The sequence below is a fragment of the Sphingomonas sp. TF3 genome (assembly GCF_003985085.1).
Lineage (GTDB): Bacteria > Pseudomonadota > Alphaproteobacteria > Sphingomonadales > Sphingomonadaceae > Sphingomonas.
In genome coordinates this window covers 110,886-129,512 of the sequence record NZ_RWKS01000013.1, presented here as the reverse complement: position 1 = coordinate 129,512, position 18,627 = coordinate 110,886, and the positions used below count along the sequence as shown (strand labels likewise).

Genomic DNA, 18,627 nt, shown 5'->3' with positions numbered 1-18,627 from the left:
GGCCGCGCAGCCGCACGAATCAAACGAGGCCGGGCATAGGCCCGGCCTCGTCCATGATCCATCGACTGAACCGCGTGTCAGGCCGCTGACACCAGGGCGGCCGCAGCCGTCGCATTCGCCGCGACCGGAGGATTTTCGAAATCGATCACCACGCGGCCCTCGATCTCGCCGCGGTGCATCCGGCCGAACACATCGTTGATGTTCTCCAGCGTGTCGGTCGTCACCGTTGCCCGCACCTTGCCCGCTGCGGCGAAATCGAGCGATTCCTGGAGATCGAGCCGCGTCCCCACGATCGACCCGCGCACGGTGATGCCATTGAGCACCGTGTCGAAAATCGACATTGGAAATTCGCCCGGCGGCAAGCCGTTGAGCGACACCGTGCCACCGCGCCGCACCATGCCCATCGCCTGTTTGAACGCGATCGGGCTGACGGCGGTGACCAGCACGCCCTGCGCGCCGCCAATCTCCTTCTTGATGAAGGCGGCCGGATCGACGTTACGGGCATTGACCGTCAAGCTCGCCCCCAATTCCTCGGCCAGCTTCAGCTTGGCGTCGTCAATATCGACCGCGACGACGTTCAGCCCCATCGCCTTGGCATATTGCACCGCCATATGGCCGAGCCCGCCAATGCCCGAAATCGCCACCCAATCGCCCGGCTTGGTATCGGTGACCTTCAGGCCCTTATAAACCGTCACCCCGGCGCATAGCACGGGCGAGATATCGACGAACCCGATATTGTCGGGGAGATGGCCGACATAATTGGGGTCGGCCAGCACATATTCGGCAAAGCTGCCATTGACCGAATAGCCGGTATTCTGCTGCGTCTCGCACAGCGTTTCCCAGCCGCCCAGGCAATGCACGCAATGCCCGCACGCGCTGTACAGCCATGGCACGCCGACGCGGTCGCCTTCCTTGACATGGGTGACGCCGCTGCCAACCGCGACGACGTGGCCGACGCCCTCATGCCCCGGAATGAAGGGCGGGTTGGGCTTGACCGGCCAGTCGCCCTCGGCAGCATGAAGATCGGTATGGCACACACCCGTCGCCGCGATCTTGACGAGGATCTGGCCCGGCCCCGGCATCGGCACCGTGACCTCCTCGATCACCAGCGGCTTGCCGAATTCGCGGACAACGGCGGCTTTCATGGTCTTTTGCATGATCTGCTTCCTTTTCGGGGGAACTCTAGGGGGGCATCAGAACGGGGCGTCGATATCGACGACGTCGATCAGCTTGTGATTGACGAATTCCTTGAGACCGAGGCCGAGCAGCTCGCGCCCATAACCCGAGCGGCGGACGCCACCGAAGGGCAGGTCGGCCTTGACCATTGTCGGATGGTTGACGAACACCATGCCGGTCGAGATCTTCTTGGCGACCTCCGCGCCATGCGCCGGGTCGCCAGTGAACACCGAACCGCCCAGACCGAACGGCGAATCGTTGGCGATGCGGATCGCATCCGCCTCGTCCTTCGCCCGGAACAGCATCGAGACCGGACCGAAGAACTCCCAATAGCGCGCCGGATTGTCCTCACCGATGTCGGTCAGGATCGTCGGTCGCACGAACGCACCGTGATTGGGCGCTTCCGGCCCGACTTCCGTAGCGGTGGCCCCATGTTCGACCGCCTTGCGGATCATCGCCTTCAGGTCATCCGCAGCACTCTGCGACGACAGGGGGGCAAGCGTGGTTTCGGGATCGAACGGATCGCCCATGCGCAACGCGGCGACACCCTTGGTGTAGCCCTCCAGAAAGGCATCATAGACCGGATCGACGATAATCATGCGCTTGGACGACACGCACACTTGCCCGCCATTCCAGTGGCGACCGAACACCGCCCATTTCGTCGTCTTTTCCAGATCGGCATCGGCCAGCACGACAAAGGCATCGGCCCCGCCCAATTCCATCGTCGACTTCTTCAGCGCCTTGCCCGCTGCGGCCGCCACGCTTGCGCCAGCGGCTTCCGAGCCGGTCAGCGCCACGCCCTGCACGCGCGGGTCGTTCAGGATCAGCTCGATTTGCTTATGGTCGACATACAGGTTGATGAACGCGCCCTTGGGCAGCCCGGCCTCGAGCATCAACGCTTCGAAAGCGGCGGCGCTCTGCGGCACGTTGGAGGCGTGTTTCAGCAGCATCGTGTTGCCCGCCGAAAGCTGCGGCGCGATGATGCGCGCGATCTGATAGTAAGGGAAATTCCACGGCTCGACGCACAGCAACACGCCCAGCGGCTCGTACACCAGCATCGCCTCGCCCTCGGCCGGGTCGGCAACGGGGAGCCGCTCGGGCTGCAACAAGGCTTCGGCATGGCGGGCATAATAGTCGAAAATCGCGGCGGACAATTCGACCTCAGCCTTCGCCTCGCTCAGCAATTTGCCCATTTCCAGCGTCAGGATCGCGGCCAGCGACGCACTGTCGCGCCGCAGGATCGCCGCCGCATTGGTCATGATCCGCGCGCGTTCGGCAAAACTCGTCTCGCGCCAGGACCGAAACGCCTGGTGCGCCGCGCCAATCGCTTCGACCACCTGGGCGTCGGTTGCAGTCGGGAAGGTCTTGAGGGTTTCACCCGTAAACGGATTGGTCGTTGCGAATGGCATGGAATATCCTCTGATCGCCGGAAGTGTCGGCCCGCGACGGCGCACAGATCGGCCACCCCACCCCATTAGAATATTGGGATTTTTACCTAGAGGCGGCGGCCATCGCCGATTTGATGGCGGTCAAACGCCGCCGCCTGCCCCACCGCTATCGCTCGCCCCAATCGGAACGATCGGGCAGACATCGAGTGAACACCGCACGCACGGGCCAAAACGGCACCTTCTGGACACGGTCGCATTATCTGGACCGGATGACCTTCCGCGAATTGGTGGTCGCCTATTTCCAGCATTACACCATCGTCGCCTATCTGGCGCTGACCGCGCTTTCGATCGGCCTGTTCGTGTGGCACCCCGCCGCACCATTGCCGACGGTCGCGACGGTCGCACTGATCCTGTTTGCCTATCCGCTGATCTGGTACGTGCTGCACCGCTGGGTGCTGCATTGCCACTGGATGTTCAAGGTGCCGTTTCTGGCCTCCACCTGGAAGCGGATCCACTACGACCATCATGTCGACCCCAATCATCTCGAGGTGCTGTTTGGCGCGCTCTACACCACGCTGCCGACGCTGCTCGTGGTTGCCGCCCTGCCCGGCTATCTGATCGGCGGGATCGGCGGCGCGGCAGCGGGGTTCGCAACCGGACTGCTCTGCACCTGCTTCTACGAATTTTTCCACTGCATCCAGCATCTCGCCTACAAGCCGCGGATCAAATGGCTGGCGACGATGAAGGTACGTCACGTCGAACATCATTTCCACGATGAGGATGGCAATTTCGGCATCACCAATTTCCTGTGGGATCGCCTGTTCGGCACGCTCTATTCGCGCGCCGACCGACCCACGAAAAGCCCGACCGTGTTCAACCTCGGCTATACCGAGGAGGTTGCCCAGCGCTACCCGTGGGTCGCACGGCTGTCCGGCGGCGTCGCAGTCGGCCATCCGCGCCGCCGGACAGCCAACAAGCAGGTATAGGCCGCAGCATCTGTCATCAGGCGCTGCGCACCAACGCGCGCACGGCGCGCAAGACGTCATCGAGCGCGCCATCTGCCGCAACACGGTGCCAGTCGCCGAGCGGTCCAACGGCCTTCGCCGCTTGCCCGCGAACGACCGCCGCATTTGCGTCCGAGGCATCATGCAGCCGTCCCACGACCCGCGCCAGGCGGTGGTGGAGATCGGTCTCCAGCCAGATACCGGTAAAAGCCACGCGACCGCGTCTTCCCACGATCTCGATCGCATTGCGCTGATCGCGCGAGGCAAAGGTTGCATCGACGATGACCGCACTCCCCTGCGCCAACGCCGCAGCGGCCAGCCGATCGAGCAGACGATAGACCTGCTCCGTCGTATCGGGTCCATAATAAGCGGGCGGCAACCCCATTTCAGGCATGACGCCCGCACTGCGCTTTCGCAGCACGTCGGTGCGCAGGATACGGGCGCCCGGTGCGCGACCGATCTCTCCACCTAGACCGCGCGCGACACTCGACTTTCCAGTCCCCGACAATCCTCCGATCGCGACCAGCGAAGGCGGCACCGGCGCGATCAACTCCGTCGCCAAGGCAAGATAGCCACGCGCGTCACGGTCCTGCGCGCTATCCCGGCCAGCCTGCGTGCTGCGAGTCGCGGCGACATGCGCGCGAATAACCGCGCGCGTCGCCAGGAAAACGGGCAGCAGTGCAACGCCCCCTTCATCCTCCGGCGAAAGGTCGACGTAGCGGTTGAACACGATGTTCGCCGCGCGCCGCAGCCCGCGGTGCCACAAATCCATCAACAGAAAGGCGAGATCGTAAAGGACGTCGGTGGTGGCGAGTTCGGCATCAAATTCGAGACAGTCGAATAACGTCGGCTCACCATCGATCACCGCGATATTGGCGAGGTGCAAATCGCCATGGACATGCCGCACCCGCCCCGCCACTGCGCGCGCGTCGAGCAGCGGCGCGAGTTCCTCCACCCGTCTCCACAGATCGGCACCCAGCCGGGCGACCTGCGCTTCATCGAGGATCGTCGGAAACTCGCCCAGGCGATCCAGCGCCGCGTCGACGACGGTGCGAAAGCCTTCTGCCGCTGTCGCGGTCCGGACGATCGGTTCCGTGGCGTGGAAGCGTTGAACGCGATCCGCCAGCCGCAGCAGCAGCGCATCGTCGATCTCTGCCGTCGCCGCCATCTCGTCGAGCAATGCGCCGTCGGGAAACCGCATCATTTCGAGCAGCCAGTCGACCGTCTCGCCCGCCCCGCCGATCGACAGCTGCCCCGTTTTGCCGCGCCGGACAGGATGGAGCGCACGATACAGCATCGGAGCGGTGCGGCGGTTGAGTGCCAGTTCCGCCGCCAGTGCGCGTTCGCGCAGAGCCGGTGTCGAGAAATCGAGATAGGGCAAGCGCACGGCGCGCTTCAGCTTCCACGCGCGATCAGGGCACAGAAACACGATCGCAGCATGGGTGTCGATCCGGCGGGGCGGACTTGCGAGACCAAAGGCGGCACCCGACGAGAGAAACGCCAGTGTCTCTGTCTGCTCGCCCGGCGCGGGCGCTGGAATAGGCGGTGAGGTCTTCATCGGCTGGAGGGTAACAGCGACGCCGATCCGCTCTATCGGGAAGAGTACGTGGATCGTTGCGCTGGAGTGGAAGACTCAGGCTGCTTTCGCCAGCCCGGCATCGCGGCCGTAAACGTCGTCAAGATACGCCACGCCACTTGTTGCCGCCGGATCGGCCACTGCGGTGAAATAAACGATGTAGACGGGCACCGGGCGATCGAGCGCAAACGTATGATTGGTGCCCTGCGCCAGATATTGATCGAAGCTCCGCGCGGTCTCCGGTGCGAGCAGCGTGCGCGCCAGCACGTCAGGGTGTTCGGTCCGCATACATCCGTGCGAGAATGCCCGCCGCTCCTGCTCGAACAGCCCCTTTGACGGCGTGTCGTGCAGGAAGATGCTATAGGCGTTGGGCATCTCGATCTTGACTTGGCCAAGCGCGTTGAGCGGCCCCGGTCGCTGCCGCACTTGCAATCGACCGCCCGCGCCGCGCGTGGCGACATAGCCAAGCCGTGCGGCCTGGGCCGGACGATTGCGCACCATCGCACCCACGCTTTCCGACACGATGCTGCTCGGCACATTCCACCACGGATTGGCGGTCACCCCGGTCACCAACGTGGCAAACACGGGGGTCGGCGTGGTCGGCTTGCCAACGATAATGCGGTGGCTCTGGATGACGCGGTCCCCCTCGATCAGATCGAGTCGATACGCTGCCGGATTGGCCCAAAGGTAGTGGGCACCCAGCGCGCGCGGCAACCAGCGCCAGCGTTCGAGGTTGACCTTCAATGTCGTGCAATGCGCCGGGGTGTCGCAAGCCGGCAGCGCGGCGCGCAATGCGGCATAGCCCGACGACCGCGGCAGCAGCGCTTGCAACGCCCCGGCCACATCGTGCCGCGCGAGCGCCTCGCGCAGCCACAGGTCCAGGTCGATCGGATCGCGTGCGATCTCCCAGCCCTTGCGTGCATCGGCGGATGCCGCACCTTCCGCATAATCATGCGCGAGGAGCAGTGCGGCGCGGCTGGCCTCCGCCTCCAAATCTGGCGCGCGCTGGTCGATCGCGCGTTGCAACGCCGTCGCGCCGTAGCGCTCGGGACTCAACCCTTCCTGCGTGGACCGCCCGATTTCCTGGACGAGCGCGGCAAGATCGCCGGCCGACCAGCGCGGTGCCTGCGCCGCAGCGGGCGGCACCGGTTGTTGGAGTGTCGCGCTGGCAACCGGGACGCTCGCCGCGACCGAAAGGGCCGCAGCGAAGCGGACGAACAAGAACATCCCCAAGATCGTTCAGTGCGCCAGGAAAATCGGCACGGGGCTTTTCGTCAGCATCATCCTGGTAACTCCACCAAACAGGGCCTCGGCAACACGGTGATGGCCGAACCCGCCCATCACCACATAGCCGAAGTGCCCGCTCGACACCCGTTCAAACAGCACATCGCCGACCTTTGCCCCGTCCAGCGCGACATGTTCGACCTCTGCGTGAATGCCATAGCGAGAGAGATAGGCCGCAGCCGCTTCGGCGGGGAGTCGGTCGGACTCGTCGCCGATCGCGATGATCGTCACGCGTTCGGCATGGCGCAGGAGCGCCACCGCCGCCCGCAGTGCTGCCGCCGACGCGGTAGAGCCATCCCAGGCGATCAGCGCCCGGTCGAGATCGAGCCGACTCAAATCCTCCGGCACGGCCAGCACCGGGATGTGGGTCTTTACCACCAGGTCGCCCGCCAGCGCCCGCATGTCGGGCACCGGGCAAGCCTCCAACTGGCGATTGACGACAATGAGATCGGCAAGCGCGGTTTCATCGCGCAGGCACGGGGCCACTTCGCCGGTTGCATCGCGCCAGTCCCAGCTCACATCCTCATGAACGAGTCGGGCCTCCAGTTTCTCGCGGTTGGCGCTCTCGCGCTGCCTTTCCTCCTGCAGCAACATGCCAAAACCCGCATCGCCCAGCGCATCGGAAACCACCATGGTCGGCATGATCGTCACGTCCAGGCATACCAGATGCCCTTCCAAGGTGCGTGTCAGGTCCAGCGCAGCCTGCAAGCGCGCCTCCTGGCCACCATCGTCGTGCAGCAGCAGCAATATGGTCTTCATGCCAGCCTCCGTAGGTATCGATACCGGGGCCACGATACCGCTCACCGCCAGAGGTCGGCATTGGGACTAATACGCAGAACCCGCCGGGCAATGGAAACGCGCGAGGCGCAACCGCGCTGTTCCGACGCCAGCGAGGCGATTGCCCATGCTCACTCGGTCGCTCAATAATAACGCGGAATCGGGCCCCGTTGCGGCGTTTGGTCGGGCAAATCGATTTCCTCCTGGTCGACGTAACACCACCCCCAGCCCTCGGGCGGATCATAGCCTTCGATGATGGGGTGCTGGGTCGCATTGAAATGTGCGCGTGCGTGTCGATGCGGCGACTGATCGCAACACCCGACATGTCCGCACGAACGGCACAAGCGCAAGTGGAGCCAGACGCTTCCGATCTTCAGGCATTCCTCACACCCCCGCGCGCTGGGCGTGACTTCGTTGATCGTGATGCTGTGACGGCAGGATGTCATACGGTCTCCGTGGTCGATCGTTCGGCGAGAAGGGCGTGAATCTGCGCGACGACGGCGGCCCCCTCGCCAACCGCCGCAGCCACGCGTTTGGTCGAGCCGGCGCGGACGTCGCCAATGGCAAACACACCGGGCAGGCTGGTTTCCAGCGACCGGGCACCGCCGCCCGTTACAATGAAGCCCTTGTCGTCGGTGTCGACGCAGTCTTTCAGCCAGTCGGTATTTGGGTCGGCACCAATGAAGAGGAACAAGTGGTGCAACGCCAGGCGACGGGATGTCCCGTCGGCTAAATTTCGGAACTCCGCCGACTCAAGCCCGGTCGCAGGATCGCCCTCCAGCGCGACGACCTCGCTGCCGACATGGATCTGCACGTTCGGCAACGCGGCGATCCGGTCGATCAAATATTGCGACATGGTTTCGGAAAGGCTGCGCCGCACAATAAGATGCAGATGTCGCACCTGGGGTGCCAGAAATACGATCGCCTGCCCGGCTGAATTGCCACCGCCGACCAGCGCGACCTCTTCGCCTGCACAAAGCCGGGCCTCGATCGGGGAGGCCCAATAGGAAATACCCCGCCCCTCGAACTCGGCGAGGTTGGCGATTGCCGGCCGTCGATACCGCGCGCCCGACGCGACGACGATTGCGCGTGCCAGCAATTGCTGCCCGCCGACCAGGTCGAGCGCGATCCGCTCGGCGGTGCAATCGAGCGCCTTCACCCCCAGCGGCACCGCGATTTCCGCGCCGAATTTCACCGCCTGATTGAAGGCACGACCAGCCAAGGCCTGCCCCGAAATACCCGTGGGGAAGCCAAGATAATTCTCGATGCGCGACGATGCGCCAGCCTGGCCGCCCATTGCACGTTCGTCGAGAACGATGACCGACAGGCCTTCCGATGCGGCGTAGACAGCCGCTGCCAATCCCGCCGGGCCGGCACCGACGATCGCCACGTCATAAATCTTCGCGGGATCGAGCTTGGGTGTCATGCCGACGCACGTGGCGACTTGCAGGTTGCTCGGATTGCGCAACACCTCTCCGCTCGGGCAAACCACGAGCGGGAGGTCTTCGGGCAAAACTCCGATGCGTTCGATCAGCGCCTTCCCCTCGGCATCGGCGGCCGCGTCGAGCACTTTATTGGGGTAGCCGCTGCGCGTCAGGAAGCCCTGGAGGCGGATGACGTCCGCGCTGTTCGGCACGCCGATCAGGATCGTCCCCGCCCCGCCTTGCTCGATCAGCGCGACGCGACGGAGAATGAGCGCGCGCATGACGATCTCGCCCACATCGGCCGACCCGACCATCAACGCGCGCAGATGCGCCGGATCGAAAGGCAGCGCCACACAGCCGTTCGGCCCGGCGTGACCCGCAGCAATCGAGCCACGCCCGGCCAGTTGATTGACCTCGCCGGTAAACTGCCCCGCATTATGAGTCGTAACCGGCGCTTCATGGTTCAAGCCATCGCGCCGGACGACGTCGATCGATCCCTCCAGCACCAGCCATGCCGGAGCATCCTGTTCGCCGATCGCATAGACTTGCTCGCCCGGCGCGAAGTGGCGTTCGGGGCCGCTGGCAAAGCGCCGCGCCGTCGCGATCTGCGCGGCATTGAGCACGGGAAACATCTGCGGGGCGCGTGTATCGGGCGTGCTCATTGCGTCCCCTTTCTCGACTGGGCGAAGCCACCATAACGCGCAACCGCAATAGCGGTGACCCCATTCGTGCCGACTATACCAAGATATAGGCCCCGCGACAGGGACGGTGGGGCGCGACCGCTCCCCTCAGCCGCGCAGCCACGACAGAAGGAACGGCCGCAACCCCGGTGTCGTGCCGTTGGGGGTTTTGATGTCGATGTCCTGCCGGTTGAACTGGCGGTACAGCACTACGCTCAGCACCGCGGCGTAAAAGCACCACACCGAGGCGAAGGCATACCCCTTCACCAGATGCACGATCGTCAGCCCGATCACGTTGAGCGCACCATAGGTCCGCACCACGCGGTGGGTGGACAGCAGCAGCGCCCCACACGTCGCCAAGATGTAAAGCAGCGACACCCACAATTGGCTGGTGATCGGGTTGGTGTACCGGATCGAATGCTGCTCGATGACGGCACAGGTCGGCGCGACGACAAGACCCGACATGTCCCAAGCGAACACCACCGCGCCGACCGCAACCGTCCCCAAAATCGCAACGCGCCGCCATCCCGGAGGCTCCATCAGCAGCACCGCGACTGGCATCAGCAGCGGCAGGATGCCGATTGCGTAGAGCGTGAACAGGAACACCGCATGATCGAGTGCATAGGGGCCCAGCCGCCCCTCAAGCGCGAGCCACACCATGCCTTCGGAAAACTGGTGCGCGGAAAACAGCAGCGGGACACAAGCGAATAGCAGCGCGCGCGGCTCACGCACATGGCGCAATGTCGCCACGCCGACCGTGGCCAGCACCCCGGCGGCGGTAAAGCTGGCGGTGGCCGAAAAGCACATGCGCGGGTCTTTCGAGAACGGCGGGGGTTTCGATGGGACGAGGGTCGCCGCTTATGACCAGCGCCAAGTATCGAGGGGAGGGGGCGAGCCCCTTCCCCCTCAGGCCCGCGCGCCCTCGACCACCGCGCTCGAATTGTGCCGCAGCGCCTTCAGCACCGTCTCGACGATTGCATCGGCGTCGAGCCCGGCCTGGGCATATTGCACCTCGGGCTTGTCCTGGTCCTGGAACAGGTCGGGCAGGCGCATCGTGCGCAGCTTGAGGCCGGCATCGATCAGGCCCGCGTCGCTGGCAAAGGTCAGCACATGCGCGCCGAGCCCGCCGACCGAAGCTTCCTCGATCGTCACCGCGACCTCATGCGTGGTCAGCAGCTTGCGGATCAATTCCTCGTCGAGCGGCTTGGCGAAGCGCAGATCGGCGACGGTGGTCGACAGGCCCTTGGCCTCCAGCGCATCGGCCGCGCGCAACGCCTCGCCCAGCCGCGTGCCGAGCGACAGGATCGCCACCTTATGCCCCTGGCGGACGATGCGGCCCTTGCCGATCTCGAGCCGCTCGGCCACCTCGGGCAGCGCCACGCCGGTGCCGTTGCCGCGCGGATAGCGCAAAGCGATCGGGCCGCTGTCGTGCAGCACGGCGGTGTGCGTCATGTGCACCAGTTCGGCTTCGTCGGCCGGGGCCATCACCACCATATTGGGCAGCGACGCCATATAAGTCACGTCGAACGATCCGGCATGCGTCGCGCCATCCGCCCCGACCAGCCCGGCGCGATCGATCGCGAAGCGCACCGGCAAATTCTGGATGCACACGTCGTGGACGACCTGATCGTAAGCGCGCTGCAGGAAGGTCGAATAGATCGCGCAGAACGGCCGCATCCCCTGCGCGGCGAGGCCGGCGGCGAAGGTGACGGCGTGCTGCTCGGCAATGCCGACGTCGAAGAAGCGTTCCGGGTGCGCCTTGGAAAAGCCGTCAAGCCCGGTGCCCGAGGGCATAGCTGCCGTGATCGCACAGATCAGCGGGTCGCTCTCGGCTTCCTTGGTCAGTTGAGCGCCGAACACATTCTGGTACTGCGGCGGCCCCGGCGGGGCCTTGGCCTGCGCGCCGGTGATGACGTCGAACTTCTGGACGCCGTGATATTTGTCGGCGGCGGCCTCTGCGGGCGCATAGCCCTTGCCCTTCTTGGTCACGACATGGACGAGGATCGGCCCTTCCTCGGCATCGCGGACATTTTCGAGCACGGGGATGAGCTGGTCGAGATTGTGGCCGTCGATCGGGCCGACATAATAAAAGCCCAGTTCCTCGAACAGCGTGCCGCCCATCGCCATGCCGCGCGCGAACTCCTCGGTCTTGCGCATGCCGGTGGCGATCGGCTTGGGCAGCCGCTTGGCAAGCTTGCGCGCCAGGTCGCGGAAGCCGAGAAACTCGCGGCTCGACACGATGCGGCTGAGATAGGCCGACAGCCCGCCGACCGGCGGCGCGATCGACATGTCATTGTCGTTGAGGATGACGACCAGGCGGTTGCCCGCCTGGGCGGCATTGTTCATCGCCTCATAGGCCATGCCCGCCGACATCGCGCCGTCGCCGATGACCGCAATGCCCTTGCCGGGCTTGCCCGCAATCTTGTTGGCGACCGCAAAGCCGAGCGATGCCGAGATCGAGGTCGAGCTGTGCGCCGCGCCGAACGGATCGTACTCGCTCTCGCTGCGCTTGGTGAAGCCCGACAGACCACCGCCCATGCGCAGCGTGCGGATGCGGTCGCGGCGACCGGTCAGGATCTTGTGCGGGTAGCATTGGTGGCCGACATCCCACACGAGTCGGTCATTGGGCGTGTCGAAAACATAGTGAATCGCAACCGTCAGCTCGACCACGCCGAGCCCGGAACCGAGGTGGCCACCGGTCACCCCGACCGCCGCAATCGTCTCCTGGCGGAGTTCGTCGGCAAGCTGGCGGAGCTGGGTGGGAGCAAGCGCCCGGAGATCGGCAGGATAATGGACCGTATCGAGCAACGGCGTTTGTAGAGCGTCAACCATCCCCCCAACTTAGCGCCATGGCGGGTTCCTGTCGATTGCCTGGATCGCGCTGCTCCGATTCTTGACGAGCGATGCATCCGCGCATCACAGTGCGCCATGTCCGAACTGACGCCCCGCCTCGCCACCGAGGCCGATATTCCCGCGATCCGCGCCGTGATGGAGCGTGCGATCGAATCGCTGCAGGCCCCCTTCCTGACCCCGGACCAAATCGCCGCGAGCCGCCGGAGCATGGGGCTCGACACGCAATTGATCGCCGATCGGACCTATTTCGTGGTGACCGATGGCGAGGCGCTCGCCGGGTGCGGCGGCTGGAGCTACCGCGCGACGCTCTATGGCGGCGATGCCAGCGCGATCCGCCGCGATGCGCGCGTGCTCGATCCGGCCTCAGACGCCGCGCGGATTCGGGCGATGTACACCGACCCTGCCTTTGTCCGGCGCGGGGTGGGCCGGATGGTGCTGGCGTTATGTGAGGACGCCGCCCGCGCTGCCGGATTTCGCCGGCTGGAAATGATGGCGACGCTGGGCGGGGAACCGTTGTACCGTGCGTGCGGCTACCGCGAAATCGAGCGCGTGCCCGCCATGGCGGACACCGATCCGCCGGTGCCGGGGCTTAGGATGGGCAAGGATCTCGCCTGACCGCGCTCAGCCGCAATCCGCGCATTTTCCGCGCACTTCGATCACCGGGCGCACCGGCGAAAAACCGGCGGCCTCAGCCGCCGAGCGCACGCCATTGGTGATCCGGTCATCATCCAGATGCACCGTCTGCCCGCATGTGTCGCACACCAGGAAGATGCAGTCGTGCAGGCAGCCGGGGTGGGCATTGGCGATATAGGCGTTGGAGCTTTCCACGCGCCGCGCCAGATTTTTGCCGACGAACAAATCGAGGATGCGGTACACGCTGTTCGCGGCGACGCGGCGCCCTTCGGCCTTGGAGACTGCCTCGGCGATGTCATAGGCCGACGCCGGCTTGTCAAACCCGGCCAGCGCGCGAAAGATGTTGGCGCGCATCGCGGTCCATTGCTCGCCCGAGCGTTCGAGCGTCGCCTGCGCCGCGACGGCAAGATCCGCGCCCTGCGGTTCGGTATGGTGATGCGTTGCCATGCGGGTCAGATAAGCGTTGTCGACCCAAGCCGCAACGGCGCGACTCAGCCGGTCAGTTGGCCGCGCGCCGGTTCAGATCATGGCCGAGCGCGAGAATGGCGACGCCGATCAGCGTCCACACCGTCTCCATGCCCGACCCGTCATGCGGCAGCGAAATTGCGCCGGCCATCGTGCCAAGCCCGGCCGAACCGACCACTGCCGGGATCATATAGCCATGCGTAAAGATACCACGCCCCAGCGCCAGCACGCCAAAGCCGATCGCGATCGTCAGGCCCGCCTCATGGAACAACGGGTTGAGCAGCAGCCCGCCCGCCGTCGAGGCGAGCGCGATGAACACCGAACTCGCAATGCAATGCACCACGCACAGCCCCGACAGGCCGATCGCCATATTGTCGAAGCGCTGTTCGATCCACCGTACGGCGGGAGAAAGGGTCAGAGTCGTCATCTTGCTGCGCTATGTGGCACGCCACCCGTCAAGTTACAACATATCATCCCAGAGAATTTTCGGCGGGGATTTTTTGGAAGAAGCGTTATTCCGCAATCGACGCGCGGATGACGGGCGCGTAAGGCAGACGCATGCTTCAAGCGTCCTCGCTCCCGCAACAGGTCCGCCCGCGCACCCTGTCCAACTGGCTCTTTGGCGTCGCCGCGCTCGTCGTCGCGATGGTCGTGATCGGCGGCATTACCCGCCTCACCGAATCCGGCCTGTCGATTACGCAGTGGAAACCGATCAGCGGCGTCATCCCGCCGCTCAATGCCGCACAATGGCAGGCGGAGTTCGATAACTACAAGAAAATCCCCGAATATCAGCAGCTCCATCGCGGCATGTCGATGGCCGGGTTCCAGGCGATCTTCTTCTGGGAATATCTGCATCGCTTGCTCGGGCGCGTGGTCGGCGCGGCCTATTTGCTGCCATTGCTGTGGTTCTGGGTGCGCGGACGCGTGCCGCGCGGCTATGTGCCGCGGTTGTTCGCGCTGGTCGCCCTGGTCGCTTTCCAGGGCGCGATCGGCTGGTGGATGGTGTCGTCCGGCCTCGTCAAGCGCACCGACGTCAGCCATGTCCGCCTGGCGGTTCATCTCGTCACCGCGCTCACCTTGCTCGCCGGCACCGTCTGGACCGCGCTCGACCTGCGCGCTTTGGCGCAGGATGGTCGCGCACGACCTTCGCGCTTGCGGCCAGTCGCGGTGATCGCGCTGGGCTTGCTGTTCGGGCAGATCCTGTTCGGCGCGTTCACCGCCGGGCTCGATGCGGGGTACGCCTTTTCGAGCTGGCCCTTGATGGGCGATGAAATCTTCCCCGCCGCGACTCCGCTGACCGATCCGTTATGGCGCAATGCCGTGGACAATCCGGTGGTGGTGCAGTTTATCCACCGCTGGTTCGCCTTCGTGGCGGCGGCAGGACTCGTCACGCTCGCGCTTGGGACGATGCGGGCGGGGGCACCCCGCACCGCCGCGATATTGATCGGCTTGGTCGCATGTCAGATCGTGCTTGGAATTGCCACGTTGCTAAGCGGCGTCGAGATCGTCGTCGCGGTCGCACACCAGGCCAATGCTGCACTCACCTTGATCGCGTCGACGGCCGCCGCCCATGCCGTGGGCCGTCGTTTCGCGTGACCCGCTGGCTGGGATTGCTCCCGGTTGCGCTCATTGCAAGTGCGGCACAGGCAACGTTCCATCCCATCCAGGATCGCCCCTACCGCTACGACTCGGTCGAAACGCGCTCCGCAGACGGCGTTGAGCGGCGGTTTCAGTCAAAGCGAACGGTCGTGTTTCACCAGACCGACCGCGGATTCACCGCGATCGTCACGCTGGTGATGGTCGATTACCAAAATGCCGCAGGCGTTGCTCAAATGTTTGCGACCGCAACGGAAAGTCTGCTCAACCGCCAACTGCGCTTCGCGCTCGGCCCCGATGGATCGATCGAGGGTGTCGAGGATGCCGACGCCGCCATCGCGCAGATCGCTACGGCAATCGAGCGGATGGCGATCGGCACCCGCCGTCCCGGCATGTCGACCGCGCTCGCCGCACCGCTGCGCGCCATGCCGCCCGAGCGGAAGGTCGCAATGCTGACGTCGATCGTGTCGCCGCTGCTCGCCGGGCACTTGACCGACCGCCTGCCAGGCAAAGTCGCGGTGACGCTGCCCAGTCGCCCACCCCTGGCACCGGGGATGGCCCTGTCCGGCACCGAAACCGTGCGGCATGCCGCAAATGGTCAAGTCACCATCGAAACCGAGGCGACCGGCAACGTCGACGCATCGTCGCTCGCCGATAGCCCAGGAAAATTTGCGGCGGGGCCGGTGGCCGCGCCATCGGTCACGACCCACTCGACGCGGAGGTTCGACTCCACCTCAGGCCTGCTCGTCGAAAGCACCGAAGCCAGCGACGTGATCGCGTCGGACGGTCGCAGCCTTCACCGCACGCGCACCGCCACCGTCATAACCGTCACCCCGCCAGCATGAGATTGAAGCGGTATTCCGATACCCGTCAGCAAAGCCGCACTTTGCTTGACTTTCACCCCTATTCGCCGCAATAGGCCGTGCATCGGTGCCGTCCTTCGGGGCGGCACCTGTCGTTTTACACCCGTTCATACATAAAGGTCACAAGCCCCATGAAGGCGCTGATGAAGACCACCAAGCCGGCGTTGCCGCATGAGGTGGAAAAAAAGTGGCTGATCATCGATGCCGATGGTCTGGTCGTCGGCCGCATGGCCTCGATCGTCGCCAATATCCTGCGCGGCAAGCACAAGCCGAGCTTCACCCCGCACGTCGATTGCGGTGACAATGTCATCATCATCAACGCGGACAAGGTCAAGTTCACCGGCAACAAGCTGAAGGACAAGGTCTATTACAAGCACACCGGTTATGCCGGCGGCATCAAGGGCATCACCGCGGGCAAGGTGCTCGAAGGTCGTTTCCCCGAGCGCGTGATTGAAAAGGCGATCGAGCGGATGATCCCGCGCGGCCCGCTTGGCCGTCAGCAGCTGCGCAACCTGCGCGTCTTCGCCGGCACCGAGCACCCGCATGAGGCCCAGAACCCCGAAGTCCTCGACATCGGCAGCATGAACCGCAAGAACAAGGTGGGCAACTAATGTCCGACAACCGCCAGTCCCTCGCCGATCTCGCCGGCCTGACCAACACCCCTGCCCCCGCCATTCCGGCGGAATCGGCTGCCTCGGACCGCAAGGCCGAAGAGTATATGGCCGGCCACATTGCCGAGCCCGCTGCTCCGACGATGCCGCTGCGCGAGCAGATCCTCGACAAGCAGGGCCGCGCTTATGCAACCGGCCGCCGCAAGGACGCCGTCGCCCGCGTGTGGATCAAGCCCGGTTCGGGCAAGATCACCATCAACGGCCGTGACCAGGACGTGTATTTCGCCCGTCCGACGCTGCGCCTCGTCATCAACCAGCCGTTCGGCGTGACCGAGCGCGAAGGTGCCTATGATGTCGTCTGCACCGTCAAGGGCGGCGGCCTTTCGGGCCAGGCCGGCGCGGTCAAGCATGGCATCAGCCAGGCGCTGACCAAGTTCGAGCCGATCCTGCGCGCGCCGGTCAAGGCAGCAGGCTTCCTGACCCGCGACAGCCGCACGGTCGAGCGCAAGAAGTACGGCCGCGCCAAGGCACGCCGCAGCTTCCAGTTCTCGAAGCGCTAAGTCCTTTTCACACCCAGTCGCGAAGGGGCGGTCCGGCAACGGGCCGCCCTTTTTCGTTCCGCAAAGACGCCTTTCGGTCCTGGCAGGCTATTCCGCGCGTTCGCGCAGCAAAGGGGTTGCCGGGGCCAGGTCCATCGTGCGTTGCACGACGTCGAACCCTCCATCGCCGATGCGGATCTCGTTGAACGAGGGGGGCGTGATACGGATTCGTTCGGACAAGGTGCCCGCCCCGATCATCCGCACCGTCCGTCCCTCAATCTCGTGCGCGATGTCGAAGGGATCGTGGACATGGCCGGTCAACACCGCATCGGCACCCGCCCGCGCCAGCGCAACCAGCGCCTGCGCGCCATTATGCGTGCGCGCCGACATCCGCGTTTCGGGCTCTGCCAAAGGGTGATGGCACGCGATAAAGATCAAACGCCCCTCCGGCACCGCCGCGATCAGCGATAGCGCCCGCTCCAGCGCCGCGCGACTGACCTTGCCCTTGGACCAGTTGAGCCGCCACTGCGCCCGCGCCGTCGTTACCAACGGGATGATCGCGATGCCCGGCAGATCGAGCGGTTGCTCGACCATGCGCTCCACCGCAGTCATTCGCCGATAGGGTCGGAAGAAGCGGTCGATCGGATTGAAATAGGGCAAATCATGATTGCCGACTTCGACCGTTACCGGCACGCCAAGCCCTTGCAACCAGGCGAGCCCCGCCGCGAACTCACGCCGTCGAGCGCGCATGGTCAGGTCGCCGGTCATCACCACGGCATCGGGCTTTTCGGCCTTTACCAGCGCATCGAACCACGCGACTGCGGCTGCATCCTCGCGCCCGAAATGGACATCGCTGACGTGAAACAACCGCGTCACGCGGCGGCCCTGGTCGTAAGGAAGATTTCACGCATCATGCCCACCCGCACCATACTACCGGGTTCGAGCATGATCGGCTCGCCGTCAACCAGCGCCAGCGCGGGCTTGTCGCCGCGCGTGCGAAACTGCCCGACATGGCATTGCGTGACCTCGGCGGCGGCAACCCAATCGCCCGTCACCCATTCCCACCCCAGCCGCGCAATCGCCCGGAAATCGCGCGCGTCGATGGCGGCGATGTCGAGATGATCGGCTTCCGGCCGGACGAACACAGCTTGCGCGCCATGCTTTAGAGCGGGCACGCCTTCCAGCCGGATGCCCCGGCCAAAGGTTCGCTGCCACGCGTGCATCATCGCCCGGCCGAGCCCACGCAGCCGCCCGGCGCGCACCATCTCGCGCGCCCGCACCCAGGTGGCCGCCGGGCCCAGGATCAAGCCGACGAAGGCGCGGTGACCGGCGACGTCGACATAGGGCAGGCTCGTCCTGCGCCCGTGCTCGACCGCGGCCGCGACAATCGCTGCCGAATCGGTGGAGCCGTGAAGATGCTTCGCCAGCATGTTCATGGTGCCGCCCGGCAGAATCAGGATGGTGCCGTGCCACTCGGCCAGCGCGCACACGGCGGCGTTGATGGTGCCGTCGCCAGCGAACAGTACCGCGGTATCGACGCCCGCCGAGTCCAGCGCCTCCGGTGTCGGCAAGGCGTCATCGGGAAAGGCGGTGCGCCCGGCGAGCACCAGTCCGCGATCGGCGAACACCGTCGCCAGCGCCTCCGCTTTGGCTGGGGTGGCCGTGCCCGATTTGGGATTTGTAATGAACCAAAGTGTCTTCATCGCCCCGCCAACGCACCACGACGCGAAAAGGCTCGCCTCCGCAACGGATTCTCTG

At 65.1% G+C, this 18,627-nt stretch carries 19 protein-coding genes; 6 read left to right on the top strand and 13 right to left on the bottom strand.

Annotation, left to right across the window (positions count from 1 at the left end):
• Nucleotides 1-77 precede the first annotated feature (77 nt).
• Nucleotides 78-1,157 (bottom strand): alcohol dehydrogenase AdhP, encoded by a 1,080-nt coding sequence (gene adhP / locus EJC47_RS13410; protein ID WP_126848377.1) that lies wholly within the window; start codon nt 1,155-1,157, stop codon nt 78-80.
• 36 nt (nt 1,158-1,193) lie between these two features.
• Nucleotides 1,194-2,585, bottom strand: a complete 1,392-nt coding sequence (locus tag EJC47_RS13405) for an NAD-dependent succinate-semialdehyde dehydrogenase (RefSeq protein WP_126848375.1) — start codon at nt 2,583-2,585, stop codon at nt 1,194-1,196.
• 185 nt (nt 2,586-2,770) lie between these two features.
• Here EJC47_RS13405 and EJC47_RS13400 point away from each other — a divergent pair, with 185 nt between their 5' ends.
• On the top strand, nt 2,771-3,550 hold the full coding sequence (locus EJC47_RS13400; RefSeq protein WP_126848373.1) for a sterol desaturase family protein: 780 nt from the start codon (nt 2,771-2,773) through the stop codon (nt 3,548-3,550).
• 16 nt (nt 3,551-3,566) lie between these two features.
• Here the strand turns inward: EJC47_RS13400 and EJC47_RS13395 are convergent, their stop codons facing one another.
• The 7 genes from EJC47_RS13395 to dxs all read right to left on the bottom strand — a co-directional run bounded on the left by EJC47_RS13395 (nt 3,567) and on the right by dxs (nt 12,141).
• Nucleotides 3,567-5,126 carry an AAA family ATPase gene (locus EJC47_RS13395; RefSeq protein ID WP_126848371.1) on the bottom strand — a complete coding sequence of 520 codons (1,560 nt, stop codon included), beginning with the start codon at nt 5,124-5,126 and terminating at the stop codon, nt 3,567-3,569.
• Nucleotides 5,127-5,201: 75 nt separating this feature from the next.
• The gene (locus tag EJC47_RS13390) at nt 5,202-6,371 is read right to left on the bottom strand and encodes a L,D-transpeptidase family protein (RefSeq protein ID WP_052192122.1); all 1,170 of its coding nucleotides are present in this window, start codon (nt 6,369-6,371) and stop codon (nt 5,202-5,204) included.
• Between the two features lie 12 nt (nt 6,372-6,383).
• A complete protein-coding gene (locus EJC47_RS13385) occupies nt 6,384-7,187 on the bottom strand; it encodes a universal stress protein (RefSeq protein ID WP_033963715.1) in 804 nt (267 codons plus the stop codon).
• Nucleotides 7,188-7,348: 161 nt separating this feature from the next.
• The gene (locus tag EJC47_RS13380; protein WP_126848369.1) at nt 7,349-7,651 is read right to left on the bottom strand and encodes a UBP-type zinc finger domain-containing protein; all 303 of its coding nucleotides are present in this window, start codon (nt 7,649-7,651) and stop codon (nt 7,349-7,351) included.
• Nucleotides 7,648-9,291 carry an FAD-dependent oxidoreductase gene (locus EJC47_RS13375; RefSeq protein ID WP_033963713.1) on the bottom strand — a complete coding sequence of 548 codons (1,644 nt, stop codon included), beginning with the start codon at nt 9,289-9,291 and terminating at the stop codon, nt 7,648-7,650. Before EJC47_RS13375 ends, EJC47_RS13380 begins: the two co-directional genes overlap by 4 nt.
• A gap of 126 nt (nt 9,292-9,417) precedes the next feature.
• Nucleotides 9,418-10,116, bottom strand: coding sequence for a DUF6629 family protein (locus EJC47_RS13370; RefSeq protein ID WP_126848367.1), 699 nt, complete (start codon nt 10,114-10,116; stop codon nt 9,418-9,420).
• 99 nt (nt 10,117-10,215) lie between these two features.
• The gene (gene dxs, locus EJC47_RS13365; protein WP_126848365.1) at nt 10,216-12,141 is read right to left on the bottom strand and encodes a 1-deoxy-D-xylulose-5-phosphate synthase; all 1,926 of its coding nucleotides are present in this window, start codon (nt 12,139-12,141) and stop codon (nt 10,216-10,218) included.
• Between the two features lie 96 nt (nt 12,142-12,237).
• Here dxs and EJC47_RS13360 point away from each other — a divergent pair, with 96 nt between their 5' ends.
• Nucleotides 12,238-12,777 carry a GNAT family N-acetyltransferase gene (locus EJC47_RS13360; protein WP_126848363.1) on the top strand — a complete coding sequence of 180 codons (540 nt, stop codon included), beginning with the start codon at nt 12,238-12,240 and terminating at the stop codon, nt 12,775-12,777.
• Between the two features lie 6 nt (nt 12,778-12,783).
• Here the strand turns inward: EJC47_RS13360 and EJC47_RS13355 are convergent, their stop codons facing one another.
• Nucleotides 12,784-13,242 (bottom strand): Fur family transcriptional regulator, encoded by a 459-nt coding sequence (locus EJC47_RS13355; RefSeq protein WP_126848359.1) that lies wholly within the window; start codon nt 13,240-13,242, stop codon nt 12,784-12,786.
• A gap of 52 nt (nt 13,243-13,294) precedes the next feature.
• Nucleotides 13,295-13,687, bottom strand: coding sequence for a MerC domain-containing protein (locus tag EJC47_RS13350; RefSeq protein WP_010404424.1), 393 nt, complete (start codon nt 13,685-13,687; stop codon nt 13,295-13,297).
• A gap of 131 nt (nt 13,688-13,818) precedes the next feature.
• Between EJC47_RS13350 and EJC47_RS13345 the strand changes: the two genes are divergently transcribed.
• The 4 genes from EJC47_RS13345 (at nt 13,819) to rpsI (ending at nt 16,890) form a co-directional block, all read left to right on the top strand.
• Nucleotides 13,819-14,856 carry a COX15/CtaA family protein gene (locus EJC47_RS13345; protein ID WP_185867673.1) on the top strand — a complete coding sequence of 346 codons (1,038 nt, stop codon included), beginning with the start codon at nt 13,819-13,821 and terminating at the stop codon, nt 14,854-14,856.
• The gene (locus tag EJC47_RS13340; RefSeq protein ID WP_126848357.1) at nt 14,853-15,701 is read left to right on the top strand and encodes a hypothetical protein; all 849 of its coding nucleotides are present in this window, start codon (nt 14,853-14,855) and stop codon (nt 15,699-15,701) included. Before EJC47_RS13345 ends, EJC47_RS13340 begins: the two co-directional genes overlap by 4 nt.
• 149 nt (nt 15,702-15,850) lie before the next feature.
• Nucleotides 15,851-16,330, top strand: a complete 480-nt coding sequence (rplM, locus tag EJC47_RS13335; RefSeq protein ID WP_052192118.1) for a 50S ribosomal protein L13 — start codon at nt 15,851-15,853, stop codon at nt 16,328-16,330.
• Entirely contained in the window at nt 16,330-16,890 is a 561-nt protein-coding gene (rpsI, locus tag EJC47_RS13330) for a 30S ribosomal protein S9 (RefSeq protein WP_052192115.1), read from the top strand. Before rplM ends, rpsI begins: the two co-directional genes overlap by 1 nt.
• Before the next feature lie 87 nt (nt 16,891-16,977).
• On the opposite strand, the gene EJC47_RS13325 is transcribed toward rpsI, so the two are convergent.
• Nucleotides 16,978-17,745 (bottom strand): metallophosphoesterase family protein, encoded by a 768-nt coding sequence (locus EJC47_RS13325; RefSeq protein ID WP_126848355.1) that lies wholly within the window; start codon nt 17,743-17,745, stop codon nt 16,978-16,980.
• Entirely contained in the window at nt 17,742-18,572 is an 831-nt protein-coding gene (locus EJC47_RS13320) for a diacylglycerol/lipid kinase family protein (protein WP_126848353.1), read from the bottom strand. Before EJC47_RS13320 ends, EJC47_RS13325 begins: the two co-directional genes overlap by 4 nt.
• Nucleotides 18,573-18,627: the final 55 nt, after the last annotated feature.